At 71.1% G+C, this 16,431-nt stretch carries 14 protein-coding genes and 3 tRNA genes; 8 read left to right on the plus strand and 9 right to left on the minus strand.

Annotated elements, in window-relative coordinates:
- The first annotated feature begins 4 nt into the window (after positions 1–4).
- Entirely contained in the window at positions 5–2,023 is a 2,019-nt protein-coding gene (dnaG, locus tag Bra3105_RS01855; protein WP_200500785.1) for a DNA primase, read from the plus strand.
- A gap of 22 nt (positions 2,024–2,045) precedes the next feature.
- Here dnaG and Bra3105_RS01860 read toward each other — a convergent pair whose 3' ends face one another.
- Both Bra3105_RS01860 and Bra3105_RS01865 read right to left on the minus strand, forming a co-directional pair.
- Positions 2,046–3,473: a M48 family metalloprotease gene (locus tag Bra3105_RS01860; protein ID WP_228358383.1), complete on the minus strand. Its 1,428-nt coding sequence runs from the start codon at positions 3,471–3,473 to the stop codon at positions 2,046–2,048.
- A gap of 223 nt (positions 3,474–3,696) precedes the next feature.
- Positions 3,697–3,770, minus strand: a tRNA-Ile gene (locus Bra3105_RS01865).
- A gap of 138 nt (positions 3,771–3,908) precedes the next feature.
- On the opposite strand from Bra3105_RS01865, the gene Bra3105_RS01870 reads away from it, so the two are divergent.
- Entirely contained in the window at positions 3,909–5,117 is a 1,209-nt protein-coding gene (locus Bra3105_RS01870; protein WP_228358384.1) for a NupC/NupG family nucleoside CNT transporter, read from the plus strand.
- 31 nt (positions 5,118–5,148) lie between these two features.
- On the opposite strand, the gene Bra3105_RS01875 is transcribed toward Bra3105_RS01870, so the two are convergent.
- A complete protein-coding gene (locus Bra3105_RS01875; RefSeq protein ID WP_407650889.1) occupies positions 5,149–6,378 on the minus strand; it encodes a M20 metallopeptidase family protein in 1,230 nt (409 codons plus the stop codon).
- A gap of 160 nt (positions 6,379–6,538) precedes the next feature.
- Here Bra3105_RS01875 and Bra3105_RS01880 point away from each other — a divergent pair.
- From Bra3105_RS01880 to Bra3105_RS01895, 4 genes are all read left to right on the plus strand, one after another.
- Positions 6,539–6,614 (plus strand) — tRNA-Asn (locus Bra3105_RS01880).
- Between the two features lie 112 nt (positions 6,615–6,726).
- Entirely contained in the window at positions 6,727–7,218 is a 492-nt protein-coding gene (locus Bra3105_RS01885) for an OsmC family protein (protein ID WP_228358385.1), read from the plus strand.
- Positions 7,215–7,718: a peptide deformylase gene (gene def, locus Bra3105_RS01890; RefSeq protein ID WP_200500770.1), complete on the plus strand. Its 504-nt coding sequence runs from the start codon at positions 7,215–7,217 to the stop codon at positions 7,716–7,718. Before Bra3105_RS01885 ends, def begins: the two co-directional genes overlap by 4 nt.
- 87 nt (positions 7,719–7,805) lie before the next feature.
- Positions 7,806–8,297, plus strand: a complete 492-nt coding sequence (locus Bra3105_RS01895) for a DUF3145 domain-containing protein (protein WP_200500769.1) — start codon at positions 7,806–7,808, stop codon at positions 8,295–8,297.
- A 133-nt stretch (positions 8,298–8,430) separates the two neighbouring features.
- On the opposite strand, the gene Bra3105_RS01900 is transcribed toward Bra3105_RS01895, so the two are convergent.
- The 6 genes from Bra3105_RS01900 to aceE all read right to left on the minus strand — a co-directional run bounded on the left by Bra3105_RS01900 (position 8,431) and on the right by aceE (position 15,470).
- Positions 8,431–9,672, minus strand: coding sequence for a beta-ketoacyl-[acyl-carrier-protein] synthase family protein (locus tag Bra3105_RS01900; protein WP_228358386.1), 1,242 nt, complete (start codon positions 9,670–9,672; stop codon positions 8,431–8,433).
- Between the two features lie 72 nt (positions 9,673–9,744).
- Entirely contained in the window at positions 9,745–9,993 is a 249-nt protein-coding gene (locus Bra3105_RS01905) for an acyl carrier protein (protein ID WP_152352887.1), read from the minus strand.
- A gap of 130 nt (positions 9,994–10,123) precedes the next feature.
- Complete coding sequence (locus tag Bra3105_RS01910) at positions 10,124–11,125, minus strand: beta-ketoacyl-ACP synthase III (protein ID WP_228358387.1); 1,002 nt, start codon at positions 11,123–11,125, stop codon at positions 10,124–10,126.
- A 1-nt stretch (position 11,126) separates the two neighbouring features.
- Complete coding sequence (locus Bra3105_RS01915; RefSeq protein ID WP_228358388.1) at positions 11,127–12,134, minus strand: ACP S-malonyltransferase; 1,008 nt, start codon at positions 12,132–12,134, stop codon at positions 11,127–11,129.
- Between the two features lie 91 nt (positions 12,135–12,225).
- Positions 12,226–12,705: a GntR family transcriptional regulator gene (locus Bra3105_RS01920; protein WP_200500765.1), complete on the minus strand. Its 480-nt coding sequence runs from the start codon at positions 12,703–12,705 to the stop codon at positions 12,226–12,228.
- A gap of 17 nt (positions 12,706–12,722) precedes the next feature.
- Positions 12,723–15,470 carry a pyruvate dehydrogenase (acetyl-transferring), homodimeric type gene (gene aceE / locus Bra3105_RS01925; RefSeq protein ID WP_228358389.1) on the minus strand — a complete coding sequence of 916 codons (2,748 nt, stop codon included), beginning with the start codon at positions 15,468–15,470 and terminating at the stop codon, positions 12,723–12,725.
- Between the two features lie 364 nt (positions 15,471–15,834).
- On the opposite strand from aceE, the gene Bra3105_RS01930 reads away from it, so the two are divergent.
- Together Bra3105_RS01930 and Bra3105_RS01935 are read left to right on the plus strand one after the other, a co-directional pair.
- Complete coding sequence (locus Bra3105_RS01930) at positions 15,835–16,254, plus strand: DUF3052 domain-containing protein (RefSeq protein WP_227488135.1); 420 nt, start codon at positions 15,835–15,837, stop codon at positions 16,252–16,254.
- Positions 16,255–16,347: 93 nt separating this feature from the next.
- Positions 16,348–16,421 (plus strand) — tRNA-Val (locus Bra3105_RS01935).
- Positions 16,422–16,431: the final 10 nt, after the last annotated feature.

Raw genomic sequence — 16,431 nt, forward strand, 5'->3', positions numbered from 1 at the left:
GCCGATGAGCCAGGGCAGGATCCGCCGCGAGGACGTCGAGAAGGTCCGGGGCACCGCACGCCTGGACGAGGTCATCGGCGAGCACGTCACCCTGCGCAGCGGGGGCATCGGCTCGATGAAGGGCCTGTGCCCCTTCCACGACGAGAAGACTCCCAGCTTCAACGTCCGTCCGCAGCTGGGCCACTGGCACTGCTTCGGCTGCGGGGAGGGCGGGGACGTCATCTCCTTCGTGCAGAAGATCGACAACCTCAGCTTCGTCGAAGCCGTGGAGATGCTCGCCGGCCGCTACGGCGTCGAGCTGCACTACGAGGACGTCGGCCGCGGAGGCGGCGATCGCCCCGACTTCGGCACCCGCCAGCGCCTGCTGGACGCCCACGCGATCGCCGAGGAGTACTTCCGCGAGCAGCTCGCGACCGCGAGCGCGCAGGTGGGTAGGCGTTTCCTCGCAGAGCGCGGCTTCGACCGCGAGGCCGCCGAGCGCTTCGGCGTCGGTTTCGCCCCGGAGGGCTGGGACAGCCTGCTGGGACATCTGCGCGGGCGCGGCTTCACCGAGCCCGAGCTCACCGCGAGCGGCCTCGTCTCCCAGGGCCAGCGCGGGGTCTACGACCGCTTCCGCGGCCGGCTCGTCTGGCCCATCCGCGACGTCACCGGCAAGACCATCGGCTTCGGCGCCCGCCGGCTGCTCGAGAGCGACCAGGGCCCCAAGTACCTCAACACGCCCGAGTCGCCGATCTACCACAAGTCCCAGGTGCTCTACGGCCTCGACCTCGCCCGCAAGGAGATCTCCTCCCAGCACCGCGTGGTCGTCGTCGAGGGATACACCGACGTCATGGCCGCGCACCTCGCGGGCGTGACCACGGCCGTCGCGAGCTGCGGCACCGCCTTCGGCGCCGACCACGTGAAGGTGGTGCGCCGCATCATGGGGGACACGAACCCCTCGGCCGGACTGCGCCTGAACGCCGACGGGCGCGGGCTCGGCGGAGAGGTCATCTTCACCTTCGACGGCGACGCCGCCGGCCAGAAGGCGGCGCTGCGCGCCTTCGAGGAGGACCAGCGCTTCGTCGCCCAGACCTTCGTGGCCGTCGAGCCCGGCGGCATGGATCCCTGCGAGCTGAGGATCGCCCAGGGCGATGCGGCGGTGCGCGATCTGGTGGACTCCCGCAAGCCGCTCTTCGAGTTCGCCATCCGCTCCGTCCTCGCCCAGGTCGACCTGGACACCGTCGAGGGCCAGGTCTCCGGCCTGCGGATGGCCGCACCGGTGATCGCCCGCATCCGCGACCGCGCCATGCGCCCCGAGTACGCTCGGCGCCTCGCCGGCTGGCTCGGGATGGACGAGCGCACGGTGCTGCGCGCGGTCCACGACGCCGCCCGCACCGCCCCGCAGCAGGGCCGGCACGCCGAGCGCCCCGGGGAGACGGCGCCGCAGGGCGGAGCCGGACAGGGCACCGGCTCTCAGGGCTCCTCGGCCGACGGGGCCCGCGCCGGCGCCGACGACGCCGCGGCCGGCATCCCGATCATGCGCCTCGCGGACGTCGTGAACCGCCGGGACCCCGTGGGCCAGGTCGAGCTGCAGTCCCTCGCCGTGATGCTGCAGGTGCCGCGGATGCTCGACGTCGAGCGCGTCGGCTCCCTGCCCGATGACTCCTTCCACGTCCCCGCCCTGCAGGGGGTGTGGGACGTGATCCTGGCGACCGGCACCCTGCTCGACGCGGTCGAGGGCACGCTCGAGGCGGCCCGCTTCATCGATCAGGTGCTCGAGATCGCGGGGGAGACGGTGCGCCCGCTCATCATCGAGATCGCCAACGTCGAGCTCCCCGCGCGCGACGAGCAGGATCTCCAGCGCCTCGCGACCTCGCTGCTCGACAGGCTCACCGAGCTCTCGATCACCCGCGAGTTCTCTGTGCTGCGCCAGCGGCTGCAGCGCACCGATGCCGGTGCGGACCCCGAGGAGTACCAGCGCATCCTCGGCCAGCTCACCGCCGCCCAGGAACGCCGACGGGCCCTGCACTCGCGGGACGAGTGAGAGCCCGAGGGGCGGGAGCCGATCAGATGACGGGCGAGGCCGTCTGCACCTCCCGCACGCTCGGCTGGCGGGCGTAGTCGACGCCGGGGAACCGCCCGAACTGGTCGGTGCGTCCCGAGGCGTGCTGCGCCTCGGCCCGCTCGAGCAGGGACAGGGCCTGATCGGGCGTCGGGTAGCGGTCGCTGAACGAGCTCCCCGCGGGCAGGACCGGCGGGTACCAGGCGCCCGCGCCGCCGCCGAACAGCCCGGGCCGGAACCACAGGTGGCCCGGTCGGGTGCGGTCGCGCAGCGCATGGGCGCGCCAGGTGTTGATCGGGTGGCTCGCCTGCCAGTTGGCGATGTGCAGCCAGAGCCCCTTCTCGGTCGCGGCGCGGTCGGCGAGCTCGTTGACGTTGACATCGGCGTTGAGGTACTTGCCGGCACCCAGCACGGCCATCACGCCCGGGGCGCCCTGCGGGCAGAAGGCGTAGCCGAAGTTGTCCGCCGTGTACTCCTGCGTGCGCGAGTAGGCGGCGCCCAGGAGGGGGATCTGCGCCAGGAGATTGCTGAACAGCAGACGGAAGTAGGACACGTGGCCCGCGGCCAGGTGACCCACCTCGTGCCCGATCACGAACCGCAGTGCCTCCGGGTCGCGGACAGCCCCGCCGACCTCGAACAGGTCCGAGTAGACGACGACGAATCGCCGGAACCCGTGACCCGAGGCGAAGGCGTTGATCAGACCGTTGCCCAGGACCACGTAGGCATCGGGCACGCGCCGCAGACCGTGGTGGGCCGCCGCCTCGGCCACCATGCGGTAGCCCTCCGGGAACTGGGTGGGCGACATCCGGATGCCTGAGGCGCGCTGCTGCGCGTACAGCAGCGCACGGGAGATCCAGAGGATGAGCGGCAGCAGCATCACGATCGCGAACAGCTGGATCACGAGCGATCCGAAGGGGCCGGTCTGCAGGTCGAGCAGGGTCGGTCCCTCGCCGCGGATCGCGTTGACGATGCTCATCACCACGAGGATCGTCCACAGCAGGTAGGCGCTCAGGGTGACGACGATGCCCACGATCAGCAGCGGGATCTCCCACGGGTGGCGGATGCCCCGCTGGCCGAGGATCCCGTGCGTCGTCGCGCCGTTGACGAGGTTGGGTGCCGACGGCCCGCCGGGCGACGCGCCGCCACCGGGACCGAAGCCCCCGCCCGACGGCGGCTCACCGGGGATGCCAGGGCCACCGGGCGTTCCCGGTCCGCCCGGGGAGCCTGGGCCACCGGTGGACCCGGGGCCGCCGGGGTACCCGGGGGAGCCGGTGCCGCCGGGGTACTCGGTGCCGCCGGGGTACCCGGGCGCTCCAGCGGAGGCCGGGCCGGCGGGATACCCGGGCGCGCCGGAACCGCCGTTGACGGACGGGTCGCCGGCGGTATCGCCGGCGGACGGCTGCCCCAGCGGGGAGGACGGGGGATACGTCATGGAGGGCTCCTCGGAGGTCGACGGTGCGATCACACGGTAGCGCTCGGAACGTTCCATGCGACATCGACCTCGGTCGATGACCCGATCAGCCGTGTGGACGACTGGACGGGTGGACGAGGGGCCCTCGCAGGGTCGGGGGCGGGTCGTCCCCGTCGTCCTCGCGAGGCACTCGCGCACTCCGGACTACCCGTAGGCGTCCGCGTCAGCATCCTCGCTGGTGAAGTAGGCCAGGCGGGGCTTGAACCCGCGACCGACGGATTATGAGTCCGCTGCTCTGACCGGCTGAGCTACTGGCCCCTGACAACGGGAGCGAGCATATCGTCTCCGCGCCGCGCGCCCGTCCACCGTCCCAGCGCCTCGATTCCTGGAATGCCGCTCCGCGCGCGGTGCGAGTAGGGTGCCTGGCGGCCACCGCCTCCCAGGGATCGGACCCTCATGCACGTCCTCGTCGGCATCGCCGGACTCATCGTCTTCCTCGCGCTCGCCTTCCTGCCCTCCCGCGACGTGGGGATGCTGAAGAAGAAGGCCCCCTACATCGGGATCATGCTCGCGCTGCAGTTCGTGCTCGGTCTGCTGATGCTCCGCACCGGCGTGGGGCAGGCGGTCATCTCCGTGATCGCCGCGGTCTTCGAGACCCTGCTCGGATATGCGCGCGAGGGCGTGAGCTTCGTGTTCGGCGGGCTCGTCGACGTAGAGGCCGACGGCAGCGGCCCCTTCATCTTCACCTCGCTCATGCCCATCATCGTGATCTCCGCGCTCATCGGCATCCTGCAGTACCTGCGGATCCTGCCGCTGGTGATCCGGGGCGTCGGCCTGGTCCTGTCGAAGGTGACGGGCCTGGGCAAGCTCGAGTCGTTCAACGCGGTCTCCTCGGCGATGATCGGGCAGTCGGAGAACCTCATCGCGATCAAGCGCATCCTGCCCACGCTGCCCGAGCACCGCCTCTACACGATCGCGGCCTCGGCGATGTCCACGGTGTCGATGTCGATCGTCGGCGCGTACATGACGATGATCGAGCCGCGGTACGTGGTCGCCGCGATCGTGCTCAACCTCTTCGGGGCCTTCATCATCGTCTCGCTCCTGAACCCCTACACGCTCACCGACGAGGAGGACGTGATCGTCGAGCCCGAGCACTCGAAGCAGTCCTTCTTCCAGGTGCTGGGGGAGTACATCACCGACGGCGGCAAGGTCGTGCTGTCGGTCGTCGCCATGCTCGTGGGCTTCGTGGCGCTGATGGCGATCCTCAACGGGATCTTCGACTCCGTCCTGGGCATCAGCTTCCAGCAGCTGCTCGGCTACGTCTTCGCGCCACTGGCCGTGCTCACGGGCGTGCCGGTCTCGGAGTCGGTGGACGTCGGCCGGCTGATGGCCACGAAGCTCATCTCCAACGAGTTCGTGGCCATGCTCTCGTTCACCGACGCGAACCCCGGCGGCAAGCTCGAGCTGTCCGCCCGGGCCACGGCCATCGCCCAGACCTTCCTCGTCTCCTTCGCGAACTTCAGCTCGATCGGCATCATCGCCGGAGCCGCGAAGTCGCTGGCTCCCGAGCAGGGCGAGACGATCGCCCGCTTCGGTCTGCGCCTCCTCTACGGCGCGACCCTGGTGTCCTTCGTGAGCGCCACGGTGGTAGGGATCATCGTCTGATCCCGACCACCGCGGAGGCCCTGTCGCCGGTTCAGGAGCCGGCGACGGCCTTCCGCAGCCGGCCGTGAGCGAGAGAGGCGAGCGCCGCCGACTGGTCGGCCAGCACCGAGTCGTCGAAGAACACCTCCGGGGAGTGGTTGACCGCGAGCTCCCCCTCGGGCAGGTCGTCCGGGGAGCACAGCAGGAACACGAAGCACCCGGGCACCTCCTGCAGCACGTAGGAGAAGTCCTCGGAGCCCATCAACGGCTGGGGCGACTCGTGCACGCGCGCCGGGCCGAAGGCCTCGCGCAGCTCCGCGACGGCGAACGCCTCCTCCGCATCGTCGTTGACCGTCGCCGGGTAGAGGATCTGCCAGTCGACCTCGGCGCGCGCTCCGTGGGCGCGGGCGATGTTCTCCGCGAACTGCCGCACGAGCTCCCCGAAGCGATCGGCGGACTCCGCCGTCATCGTGCGCACGGTCGCCCCGAGGGCGGCGGAGTCCGGGATGACGTTGATGGCCGTTCCCGCCTCGAGCGTGGTCACCGATGCCACCACGGGATCCGCGGAGGAGAAGCGTCGCGAGATCCTCGTCTGCAGGGAGCCGGCGATCTCGACGAGCGGCGCGACCGGGTCGATCGCCCGCATGGGCTGGGATCCGTGCCCTCCGGCGCCGTGCACGCGCACGCGCAGGTTCGCGGCGCCCGCCATGACCGTGCCCGCACGCGTGATGAAGGTGCCACGGGGCCCCGGGCCCACATGGATGCCGTAGGCGGCGATCGGACGCTCGCCCGCGGCCTCGAGCACTCCCTCGCGGATCATCGGCTCGGCCCCGCCGGGCCCTTCCTCGCCGGGCTGGAACATGAACACGATCCGGCCGGGGATCTCCTCGCGATGGGCGGCGAGGAGGCGGGCGGCGCCGACGAGCGCCGAGGTGTGCAGGTCGTGCCCGCAGGCGTGCATCCGACCCGTGGCGGAGGCGAAGGGGAGGCCCGTGCGCTCCTGCAGGGGGAGCGCGTCCATGTCCGCGCGCAGCAGCACGACGGGGCCGGGGCGACCTCCCTCGAGGACGGCCACGATGCTGCTGAGGGACGCGCCGGTGGTGATGCGCAGCCCCAGATCCTGCAGGGCCGCGAGCACGCGCTCCTGGGTGCGGGGGAGGTCCAGGCCCAGCTCGGGGTCCTGGTGCAGGGTGCGCCGCAGGGCGACGAGGTCCGGGAGGTGCTCGATCGCCTCCTGCGCGTAGGAGGGGATCGATGCGGGGGTTTTCTCCGAAGTGGTCACCGGCGCACGCTACGCCCGCGATCCCTGCCCGTGCACACCGTGTCGGCGTGGCCCGCTCGGCAGCCTCGGAGCGAACGTGGACTGCGTCATAATCCCCGCGTGGAGCCCCTTTCCGGGGTGCGAGTCGGGGCGTGCTTTGCTAGAGTCGTCCAGGTCGCGATCCCGCGTAGCTCAATCGGCAGAGCATTCGACTGTTAATCGAACGGTTACTGGTTCAAGTCCAGTCGCGGGAGCCAGAAGGAACAGGTCAGCCCCGGTCACGGCCGGGGCTGACCTGTTTCCTGCGCGCGGCGGGGACGGACCTCGGCGCGGAGGCGGTCACCCACCGCCGGCAGACCGGAGGCGATCATGACCAGCGTTCCCGAGGCGACGTTCCCGCTCCCCGACGAGTTCGGCGAGGGCAGCGTGTGGGTGGATCGCGTGGGCGAGCGCTCGCTCGTCGGCCGCAACCGCCGCGGGGTCGAGATCCCCATCGGCAAGGGCGAGGGCCAGGTCGATCCGGGGGAGCTGCTGAAGATCGCACTGATCGGCTGCGCGGGGATGAGCATGGACATCCCCACCTCGCGCCGGCTCGGCGAGGATTTCGCCCTGCGGCTCTGGGCCCACGGCACGTCCGACGAGGGCTCCAACCGCTACGAGGCGATCCACGAGCAGATCCAGCTGGACCTCGACGGGCTCTCGGCCGACGAGCTCCGCCGGCTCCGCGCGGTCATCGACCGATCCATCGAGGCGTCGTGCACGGTGCAGCGCACCGTGGTCCCGGGCGTCGGGGTCGACCACGAGATCCTCGGCCTGGACTCCGCTCTCGAGGACGACGAGCGCGAGGAGCAGCAGCGATGACGGTCCGGCCCATCCGCGTGATCGGCGACCCCGTGTTGCGGACGGTGTGCGATCCCGTCCGCGAGATCACCGACGGGGTACGCACTCTGGTCGCCGACCTCCTGGACACCGTGGACGACGAGGGCCGTGCCGGCGTCGCCGCCAACCAGATCGGCGTCACCCTGCGCGCCTTCTCCTGGCGCCTGGACGACGAGGAGGGCTCGCGCAGCCTCGGCTACGTCCTGAACCCCGAGATCACCGAGCTCTCCGAGGAGCTCCAGGAGGACGGGGAGGAGGGCTGCCTCTCGGTGCCCGGTCTCTGGTACCCCCGCACCCGCGCCGTCTTCGCCCGCTGCGAGGGCACGGACCTCGACGGACGCCCCGTGGTCCTCGAGGGCGAGGACATCGTCGCGCGGCTCATCCAGCACGAGGTCGGTCACCTCGACGGGCAGCTCTTCATCGACGGCCTCGAGCGTCCTGTGAAGAAGCGGGCATTGCGCGACATCCGCGAGAGGCTCTAGGCTCTACCCTGCACGACCAGGGACAGCACACCTTCTGCTGAGCGCCGATTCGTTGGGGAAGACGCATCGGACATCGGAAGGGGCGTCATGACCCAGGGTGTGCTCTTCATACACTCCGCTCCGCGAGCCCTCGCACCGCATATCGAATGGGCCGCGCAGGGGGTACTCGGCGTGCCCGCACGCCTGCGCTGGGAGGATCAGCCCGCACATCGCGGCCTCGTGCGCGCCGAGCTCGGCTGGCGCGGCCGTGAGGACACAGGCGCACGCCTCGTGAGCGCTCTGCGCAGCATGGGCGACGTGCGCTTCGAGGTGACCCAGGAGGCGACCACGCAGGCCGACGGGGCTCGCTGGAGCTTCACCCCGGACCTCGGCGCCCATCACGCCGTCACCGACCGTGCGGGCAACACCGTGCTCACCGAGGACCATCTGCGCGGATGCATGGAGCGCGCGGGCATGGACCCGCAGCGCATGCGCCACGAGATCGGGGTCGCCCTCGGCGAGCCCTGGGACGAGGATCTCGAGATCTACCGCTACGGCGGCGAGGGTGTGCCGATGCGCTGGCTCCACCGCGTGAGCTGACCGCGGCGCACAGCGCTGACCGCGGCGCCCAGCGACGCTCCCCGATGCAGGAAGGGCCCCGCACCACCTCGACGGTGGTGCGGGGCCCTTCCTCTGCGCTCCGGGGAGCCCGGGACCGTTGCGGGCCGTCGGCTCAGGAGTTCGTGAACACCACGGCGACGTCGTGGCCGCCGAAGCCGAAGGCGTTGTTCAGCACGGCGATGTCCCCCTCGGGGAGGGCCACGGGGGCGTTCTGGGCGATCTCCATCGGCGTCTCGGGGTCGAGGTTCTCGATGTTGATCGTCGGCGGAGCGAGGCGCTCGCGCAGCGCGAGCACGCTGAACAGCGACTCGAGCGCGCCGGCACCGCCCAGCAGGTGACCGGTCATCGACTTCGTGGAGCTCACGACGATCTGGTCGGTCTCGTCCTCGAGGGCCTGGCGCACGGCCTGCAGCTCGCCGATGTCGCCGAGCGGGGTCGAGGTGCCGTGGGAGTTCACGTGGCGGATGTCCGCGGCGGCGATCCCCGCGTCCTCCACGGCCTCGCTGATCGCGTGCGCCTGTCCATCCTGCAGGGGAGCGGAGATGTGGTGCGCGTCCGAGGCCATGCCGCGGCCGGCCACGTACGCGTGGACCTTCGCGCCGCGCGCCTTCGCGTGTTCCTCGGACTCGAGGACCAGGATCGCGGCGCCCTCGCCGAGGACGAAGCCGTCGCGGTCCACGTCGTAGGGCCGCGAGGCGTGCTCGGGGTCGTCGGTCCGCGTGGACAGCGCGCGGATGTTCGCGAAGCCGGCGAGGGGCAGCGGATGCACGCACGCCTCGGTGCCGCCGCAGACGACCACGTCGGCACGGCCGGAGCGGATCATGTCGAAGGCCTGGGCGACGGCCTCGGAGCCCGAGGCGCAGGCGGAGACGGGCGTGTGGGCGCCGGCGCGGGCGCCCAGGTCCATCTCGATGTGCGCGCTCGAGGAGTTCGCCATGAGCATCGGGACGGTGAAGGGGTTCACGCGGCGCGCGCCGCGCTCCTTGACGACGTCCCACTGGTCGAGGATCGTCCAGACGCCCCCGATGCCCGTGCCGACGACCACGCCGAGGCGGTAGGGGTCGACGTCGGGCGTGCCCGCGTCGGCCCATGCCTCGCGGGCCGCGATCATGGCGTACTGCCCGGAGGGGTCGAGCTTCTTGGCCTCGGGGCGCGAGAGGATCGAGAGGGGGTCGATCGCGACCGTGCAGGCGAAGTCGACGGAGAGGCCGTAGCGCTCTTTCCAGTCGTTGTCGAGTGTGTGCGCCGTCGAGGTGCCCGCGAGTGCGGCCTCCCAGGTCGAGGCGACGTCCCCGCCCAGCGGGTTGACGGTGCCCAGACCGGTGATGGCGACGCGGGTGCGATCAGCTGACATGCGGGATGTCCTCCGGGAAGGTGGGGATGACGAGGGACGCCCGGAGCATCCGCTCCGGGCGTCCGAGGTGGGTCAGGCCTGGGCGCCGGCGATGTACTTCACGGCGTCGCCGACGGTGACGAGGTTCTTGACCTCCTCGTCGGGGATGCGCACCTCGAACTTCTCCTCGGCGTTCACCACGATGGTCATCATCGAGATCGAGTCGATGTCGAGGTCGTCCGTGAACGACTTCTCGGGCTGGACGTCCGAGGTCTCGACACCGGTCTCCTCGTTGACGATCTCAGCGAGGCCCGCGAGGATCTCGTCTTCGGTGTGAGCCATGGGGTTCTCCTTCGGTCTGGGTACTGCTGGCAGGGAAAGACTACCCGGGACGGCGTCGGCGCATGCGCACCTGCGTGACGCGACGCGCAGGGCCTTGATCACCTGCGTGCGCGGACCCGGAGCGTCGGGGTCAGGGCAGGACGAGCACCTGGCCGGCGAAGGCGAGGCCGGCGCCGAAGCCGAATTGCACGAGGACGTCGCCGCTGCGCGCCGCGCCCTCCTGGATCAGCCGGTGCGTGGCCAGGGGGATGGAGGCGGCCGAGGTGTTGCCGGTCTCGGCGATGTCGCGTCCGACGACGACGCTCTCGGGCAGCTTGAGCTGCTTGGCGAGCTCGTCGATGATCCGCATGTTCGCCTGATGGGGGACGAACACGTCGACGTCGTCGACCGTGAGTCCTGCCTCGGAGAGCATCTGGCGGATCCGCTCGGCGGTGTGCCACACGGCCCAGCGGAAGACGGTCCGGCCGTCCTGCTCCATCGTCGGCCACGGGGTCCTGCCGTCGCGGAAGTCCGTGAGCGAGCCGGTCATCCGGATCGTGCTCCAGTTCTCGCCGTCGCTGCCCCACACGGTGGGGCCGACGAGGGGGACGTCCGAGGCGCCGAGCACGGCCGCGCCGGCCCCGTCCCCGAGCAGGAACGAGATCGAGCGGTCGGCGGGATCTACGAAGTCGGAGAGCTTCTCGGCGCCGATCACGAGGACGTGGCGGGCGCCGCCGGAGCGGATGAGGGCGTCGGCCTGGCCGATCCCATAGCAGAAGCCCGCGCAGGCCGCGGAGATGTCGTAGGCGATCGCGTGGGGGCTGCCGAGCTTCGCGCCCAGCAGCGTCGCGAGCGACGGGGTCGCGTACGGGAAGGAGATCGTGGAGACGATGATCGCGTCGATCTGCGAGGCGTCGAGCCCGCTGGCCTCGATCGCCTCGCGGCCGGCCTGCTCGGCGAGTTCGGCGACGCCGACCTCGGCGCTCGCGCGGCGACGGGTGACGATGCCCGTGCGCTGCCGGATCCACTCGTCCGAGGAGTCGATGGGGCCGACGAGCTCCTCGTTGGGCACCGTGCGGTCGCCGCGGGCGGCGCCGTAGGCGAGCACCTTCGAGCCCGCGACGATGGGATGCGGACGCAGGGAGATCGTCACGTCAGCGCTCCGCGCCGTCGGACGCGGATCCGTCGGTCGCGGCGCCCGCGTGCTCGGCGACGAACGCGCGCGCGGCCTCGAGGTCCTCGGGGGAGTTGAGGTTCTGCAGGCCCACGCCCTTGAGCTCGCGCTTGGCGAGTCCTGTGAGGGTGCCGGCGGGGTTGACCTCGAGGATGCCGGTGACGCCGCGGGCGGCGAAGGTGGCCATGCAGGCCTGCCAGTCCACGGGGGAGGCGACCTGCTGGACGATGAGCTCGAGGTAGCGGGCGCCGTCGGTGATGCTCTCGCCGCCGGCGTTGCTCACGAGCGGCCGCGACGGGTCCGCAGGGGAGAGCTGCGGGGCGAAGGCGGCGAGCTCCTCGCGCGCGCCCGCCATGTACGGGGTGTGGAAGGCACCTGCGACCTGCAGCGGGATCACCCGAGCGCGGGCCGGCGGGTTCTCGCCGAGCGCGGCCACGCCCGCGGCGCTGCCCGCGGCGACGACCTGGGCTGCCGAGTTGATGTTGGCGGGGGTGAGGCCCGCGGCCTCGATCGCGGCCAGGACCTCCTCGCGCACGCCGCCGACGACCGCCGCCATCGACGTCTCCTCCGCGGCGGCCGCGGTCGCCATGGCGCGCGAGCGCACGGCGACCAGGCGCATGGCATCGGCCGCGGAGAGCACGCCCGCCAGGGCGCTCGCGGTCACCTCGCCGACGCTGTGGCCGGCCAGAAGGTCAGCGGGCGTCGCCGCAGCGAAGGCTCCCGGTGCGACGGCGCCCGCGGCGGACTCGTCTGTGGGCTGCGCCGCGAGGGCGTCCGCGGCGAGGATCCCGGCGGCGACCAGCAGCGGCTGGGCGATCGCGGTGTCCCGGATGGTGTCGGCGTCGGAGACGGTGCCGTGGGTCTCCAGGTCGACCTCGCCGGCCTCGCTGAGGGCGCCGAGCGCCTCGCGGGCGCCGGGCAGCTCGAGCCACGGGCTGAGGAATCCGGGTTTCTGGGCGCCCTGACCGGGGCAGACGATGGCGAGCACGGGAGGACCTCCAGGGTGCGGATGGGGGACGGTGGATGCGCAGGATGCGCAGGATGCGGCGGACGGTGCGGGCGAGCAGCGCCCGGGGCGACTATTCGCGGCCGACGGCCGACGCGGTCTCGGCGAAGACGGCGGCGAGGAGCTTCGCGGCGGCCTCGGCGTCGTAGCCGAGCTCGGAGACCGCCGCCGCGTACTCGCGGGCGGCCCGCTCGGCGCGGGAGCCGGCGGTGTCCAGCGGCGCGACGACGGTGCCGGCACGACCACGGGTGATCACGAGCCCCGCCTCGCCGAGGCGGCGGAAGGCCTTGGCGACCGTGTTGACCGCGACCTCGACGTCGGCCGCGAGGGCCCGCACGGTGGGCAGGCGCGTGCCGGGGACGAGCCTGCCGTCCTGGATCGCGCGCGCGATGCACTGGTAGATCTGCTGGGCGGGGGAGTCGAGCGAGGTCCGGTCGACGCGGACGATCCCGGTGAGGACTGTCCGCGTCGACGCGGACCCGGCATCGTCGCCGACCGGGGCGGCATCCTCCGCCCGGGTCGCTGCGACGGCGTCGGACAGGGTGTCGGACACGGTGTCGGCGGCGGAGATCAGGACTCGCCCCCGAACGAGCCGGACTCGCCCGCGTTGGTGTTCAGCAGGTCGTACTTGGCGATGGCCTGGGACACGACCGCCGGGTCGACCTTGCCGTCCTTGGCGAGCAGCTGGAGGGCCTTGACGACCATCGAGTGCGCGTCGATCTTCAGGAAGCGGCGGGCGGCCGGGCGGGTGTCGGAGAAGCCGAAGCCGTCGGCGCCGAGCACGCCGTAGCGACCCGGGATCCACTCGCGGATCATGTCGGGCACGAGGTAGTCGTAGTCGCTCGTGGCGACGAAGGGACCCTCCGTGTCCTGCAGGCGCTGCGAGATCCACGGGACCTGCGGCTCCTCCTCGGGGTGGAGGAAGTTGTGGTCCTCCGCCTCGATCGCGTCCTTGCGCATCTCCGTCCACGAGGTCACCGACCAGACGGCGGCGCGCACGCCCCAGTCCTCGGCGAGGATCTCGCGGGCGTGACGGGCCCACGGCACGCCGACGCCGGAGGCGAGCAGCTGGACCGTCGGGCCGTCGCCCTCGGCCACCGGCTCGAGCTTGTACATGCCCTTCAGCAGGCCGTCGACGTCGAGCCCCTCGGGCTCCGCCGGCTGCACGATCGGCTCGTTGTAGACGGTGATGTAGTAGAAGACCTCCTGCAGGCGGTCGTCGTCCCCGTACATGCGCTTCAGGCCGTCGCGGATGATGTGCCCGATCTCGTACCCGTAGGCCGGGTCGTAGATGACGGTGCCGGGGTTCGTGTAGGCGAGGATCGGCGAGTGGCCGTCCATGTGCTGCAGGCCCTCACCGGCGAGCGTCGTCTTGCCGGCGGTTGCGCCGATCACGAAGCCCTTGGCCATCTGGTCGCCCGCGGCCCAGAAGAAGTCGCCGGTGCGCTGGAACCCGAACATCGAGTAGAAGATGTAGAACGGGATCATGGGCAGGTCGTGCGTGGAGTACGAGGTGCCCGCGGCCGTGAAGGCCGAGGTCGAGCTGATCTCGTTGATGCCCATGTGCTTGATCTGGCCCTGGGCCGACTCCTTGTACGCGAGCAGCAGGTCGCGGTCCACGGAGATGTAGTTCTGGCCGTCGGGGTTGTAGATCTTCGCCGTGGGGAACAGCGAGTCCATGCCGAAGGTGCGGGCCTCGTCGGGGATGATCGGGACCCAGCGCTTGCCGGTCTCCTTGTCCCGCATGAGGTCCTTGAGCAGCCGGACGAGCGCCATCGTGGTGGCGATCTCCTGCTTGCCCGAACCGCGCTTGACGACCTCGTAGGCCTTGTCGCCCGGGAGCTCCAGGGCCTTGTGGACGTTGTTGCGCTGGGGCACGCCGCCGCCCAGGACGTCGCGGCGCTTCTCCATGTAGCGCATGGCGGGGGAGTCGGCCGGCGGCATGTAGAAGGGCGCGTCGTAGACGCTGCCCGACTCGAGCTGCTCGTCGTCGATCGGGATCTGCAGGGTGTCGCGCAGGGCCTTGAGGTCCTCGAGGGTGAACTTCTTCATCTGGTGGGTCGCGTTGCGGCCCGCGAAGCTCTTGCCCAGGCGGTAGCCCTTGATGGTCTGCGCGAGGATCACGGTGGGCTGGCCCTTGTGATCGATGGCCTCCTGGAAGGCCGCGAAGATCTTCTCCGGGTCGTGGCCGCCGCGGTTGAGCTTCCACCAGATGTCGTCGTCGCTCATCGACTCCACGAGCGCCTTCGTGCGCGGATCGCGGCCGAAGAAGTTGTCGCGGATGAAGCCGCCGTTCTCGGCGCGGTAGGTCTGGAAGTCGCCGTCGGGCGTGGCGTTCATGAGGTCCACGAGCGCGCCGTCGTCATCGGCCTGGAACAGCGGGTCCCAGCCCGAGCCCCAGACGACCTTGATGACGTTCCAGCCGGCGCCGCGGAACTGGGCCTCGAGCTCCTGGATGATCTTGCCGTTGCCGCGCACCGGCCCGTCCAGGCGCTGCAGGTTGCAGTTGACCACGAAGGTGAGGTTGTCCAGGTGCTCCTTGGCGGCGATGTGGAGCGCGCCCCGGGACTCGACCTCGTCCATCTCGCCGTCGCCGAGGAATGCCCAGGTGTGCTGCTGGGAGGTGTCCTTGAGGCCGCGGTTCTGGAGGTACCTGTCGAAGGAGGCCTGCTCAATCGCGTTGACCGGGCCGATGCCCATGGACACGGTGGGGAACTCCCAGAAGTCCGGCATCGCGCGCGGGTGCGGGTAGGAGGGCATGCCCGTGGAGCTGGACTTCTCCTGGCGGAAGCCGTCGAGCTGCTCCTCGGTCAGGCGGCCCTCGAGGTAGGCACGGGCGTAGATGCCGGGGGAGGCGTGGCCCTGGAAGAAGACGTGGTCGCCGCCGCCCTCGTGCTTGCGGCCGCGGAAGAAGTGGTTGAAGCCGACCTCGTACATCGAGGCGATCGACGCGTAGGAGGAGAGGTGCCCGCCGACGCCCACGCCCGGACGCTGCGCGCGGTGCACGATCATCGCCGCGTTCCAGCGGATGATGTTGCGGATCTCCTTCTCGAGCGCGAGATCACCGGGGTACTCCGGCTGGTCCTCGACCTCGATCGTGTTGACGTAGTCCGTCATCAGCGAGTCGGGGAGGTGGAGATCGGCCTGGCGCGCGTGCTGGATCACGTGCTGGAGGACGTCGGTCGCCCGGTCGTCGCCGCGATGCTCGATGAGCTCGTCGACCGAGTCGAGCCACTCCCTGGTCTCCTCGGGATCCGGGTCCTCCGCGTGCGCGGGGAGGTTGATGCCGATGGGACGCGGGGTGTCGTTCGTGGTCACGCTGTCCTTCTCTCTTCCGAAGCAGGGCGTGGATCCGGGGGTCGCGCCGATGCGATTCGCGAATCGGGGACCAGACCCCGGACCTCGTCTTCCGACAGCGTACCCGCGGGGTGCGGACCGGAAGGCCCCGGCGGGACGGGTGTGGGTGATGACTCGCTCACGTCGGGCGCGCGGCGGGGACATGGTCGGGGCGGCGGTCGGGGAGCGGTCCAGATCCTCCGACATGAGTGCCGATCACCTCCGATCGGCCCCGATCGGCGCCGACGATGTGACCGGCGCGATGTCCTGGCATAGACTCGGCGCGAGCAGGAGGGGGCCCATGTCCTCCTCCCATCGTTGTCCCCAGCTGAGAAGGAGCATTTCGTTGTCACCGTCGGCAGACGCCACCGCGTCCGGTCCCACCGCAGAGGGCCTCGGGCTGAGCAAGGGCCAGGTGGTCCAGGAGTTCGGCTACGACGACGACGTCGACCTCGAGCTGCGTGATGCGATCGAGGACCTCATCGACGCGGACCTCGAGGACGAGGACAGCCAGGAGATGGTCGACGCGGTCGTGCTGTGGTGGCGCGAGGGCGACGGCGATCTCACCGATGCCCTCGTGGACTGCCTCGGGATGCTGTCCCCGGGCGGACCGATCTGGGTGATCACCCCGAAGGCCGGCCGCGACGGCCACGTGCTGCCCGCGGAGATCGACGAGGCGGCGAGCACCTCGGGCCTGCGCACCATGGGCAATCAGAACCTCGCCCCCGAGTGGTCGGGCACGCGGCTCGCGAGCCGCCAGGCCTGAACGGCCGACGGGCGTCCGGGGCCGTTCCGACGGCTCCCGCGTCCGCGCCGACGGTTCCCGTGTCCGCACCGACGGGCCCACGGGTCCGTTCCCGGGTCAATAGCTCAGCTGGTCAGAGCGCCACGTTTACACCGTGGATGTCGGGGGTTCGAGTCCCTCTTGACCCACAGAGAGAAG

The organism is Brachybacterium halotolerans subsp. kimchii (assembly GCF_020792675.1).
Classification (GTDB): Bacteria; Actinomycetota; Actinomycetes; order Actinomycetales; family Dermabacteraceae; genus Brachybacterium; species Brachybacterium halotolerans.

Bases quoted from the DNA above. Each gene is read 5' to 3' on its own strand.
- dnaG (WP_200500785.1), top strand. From the start codon at position 5: ATGAGCCAGGGCAGGATCCGCCGCGAGGACGTCGAGAAGGTCCGGGGC.
- Bra3105_RS01860 (WP_228358383.1), bottom strand. From the start codon at position 3,473: ATGACGTATCCCCCGTCCTCCCCGCTGGGGCAGCCGTCCGCCGGCGAT.
- Bra3105_RS01870 (WP_228358384.1), top strand. From the start codon at position 3,909: ATGCACGTCCTCGTCGGCATCGCCGGACTCATCGTCTTCCTCGCGCTC.
- Bra3105_RS01885 (WP_228358385.1), top strand. From the start codon at position 6,727: ATGACCAGCGTTCCCGAGGCGACGTTCCCGCTCCCCGACGAGTTCGGC.
- def (WP_200500770.1), top strand. From the start codon at position 7,215: ATGACGGTCCGGCCCATCCGCGTGATCGGCGACCCCGTGTTGCGGACG.
- Bra3105_RS01895 (WP_200500769.1), top strand. From the start codon at position 7,806: ATGACCCAGGGTGTGCTCTTCATACACTCCGCTCCGCGAGCCCTCGCA.
- Bra3105_RS01900 (WP_228358386.1), bottom strand. From the start codon at position 9,672: ATGTCAGCTGATCGCACCCGCGTCGCCATCACCGGTCTGGGCACCGTC.
- Bra3105_RS01905 (WP_152352887.1), bottom strand. From the start codon at position 9,993: ATGGCTCACACCGAAGACGAGATCCTCGCGGGCCTCGCTGAGATCGTC.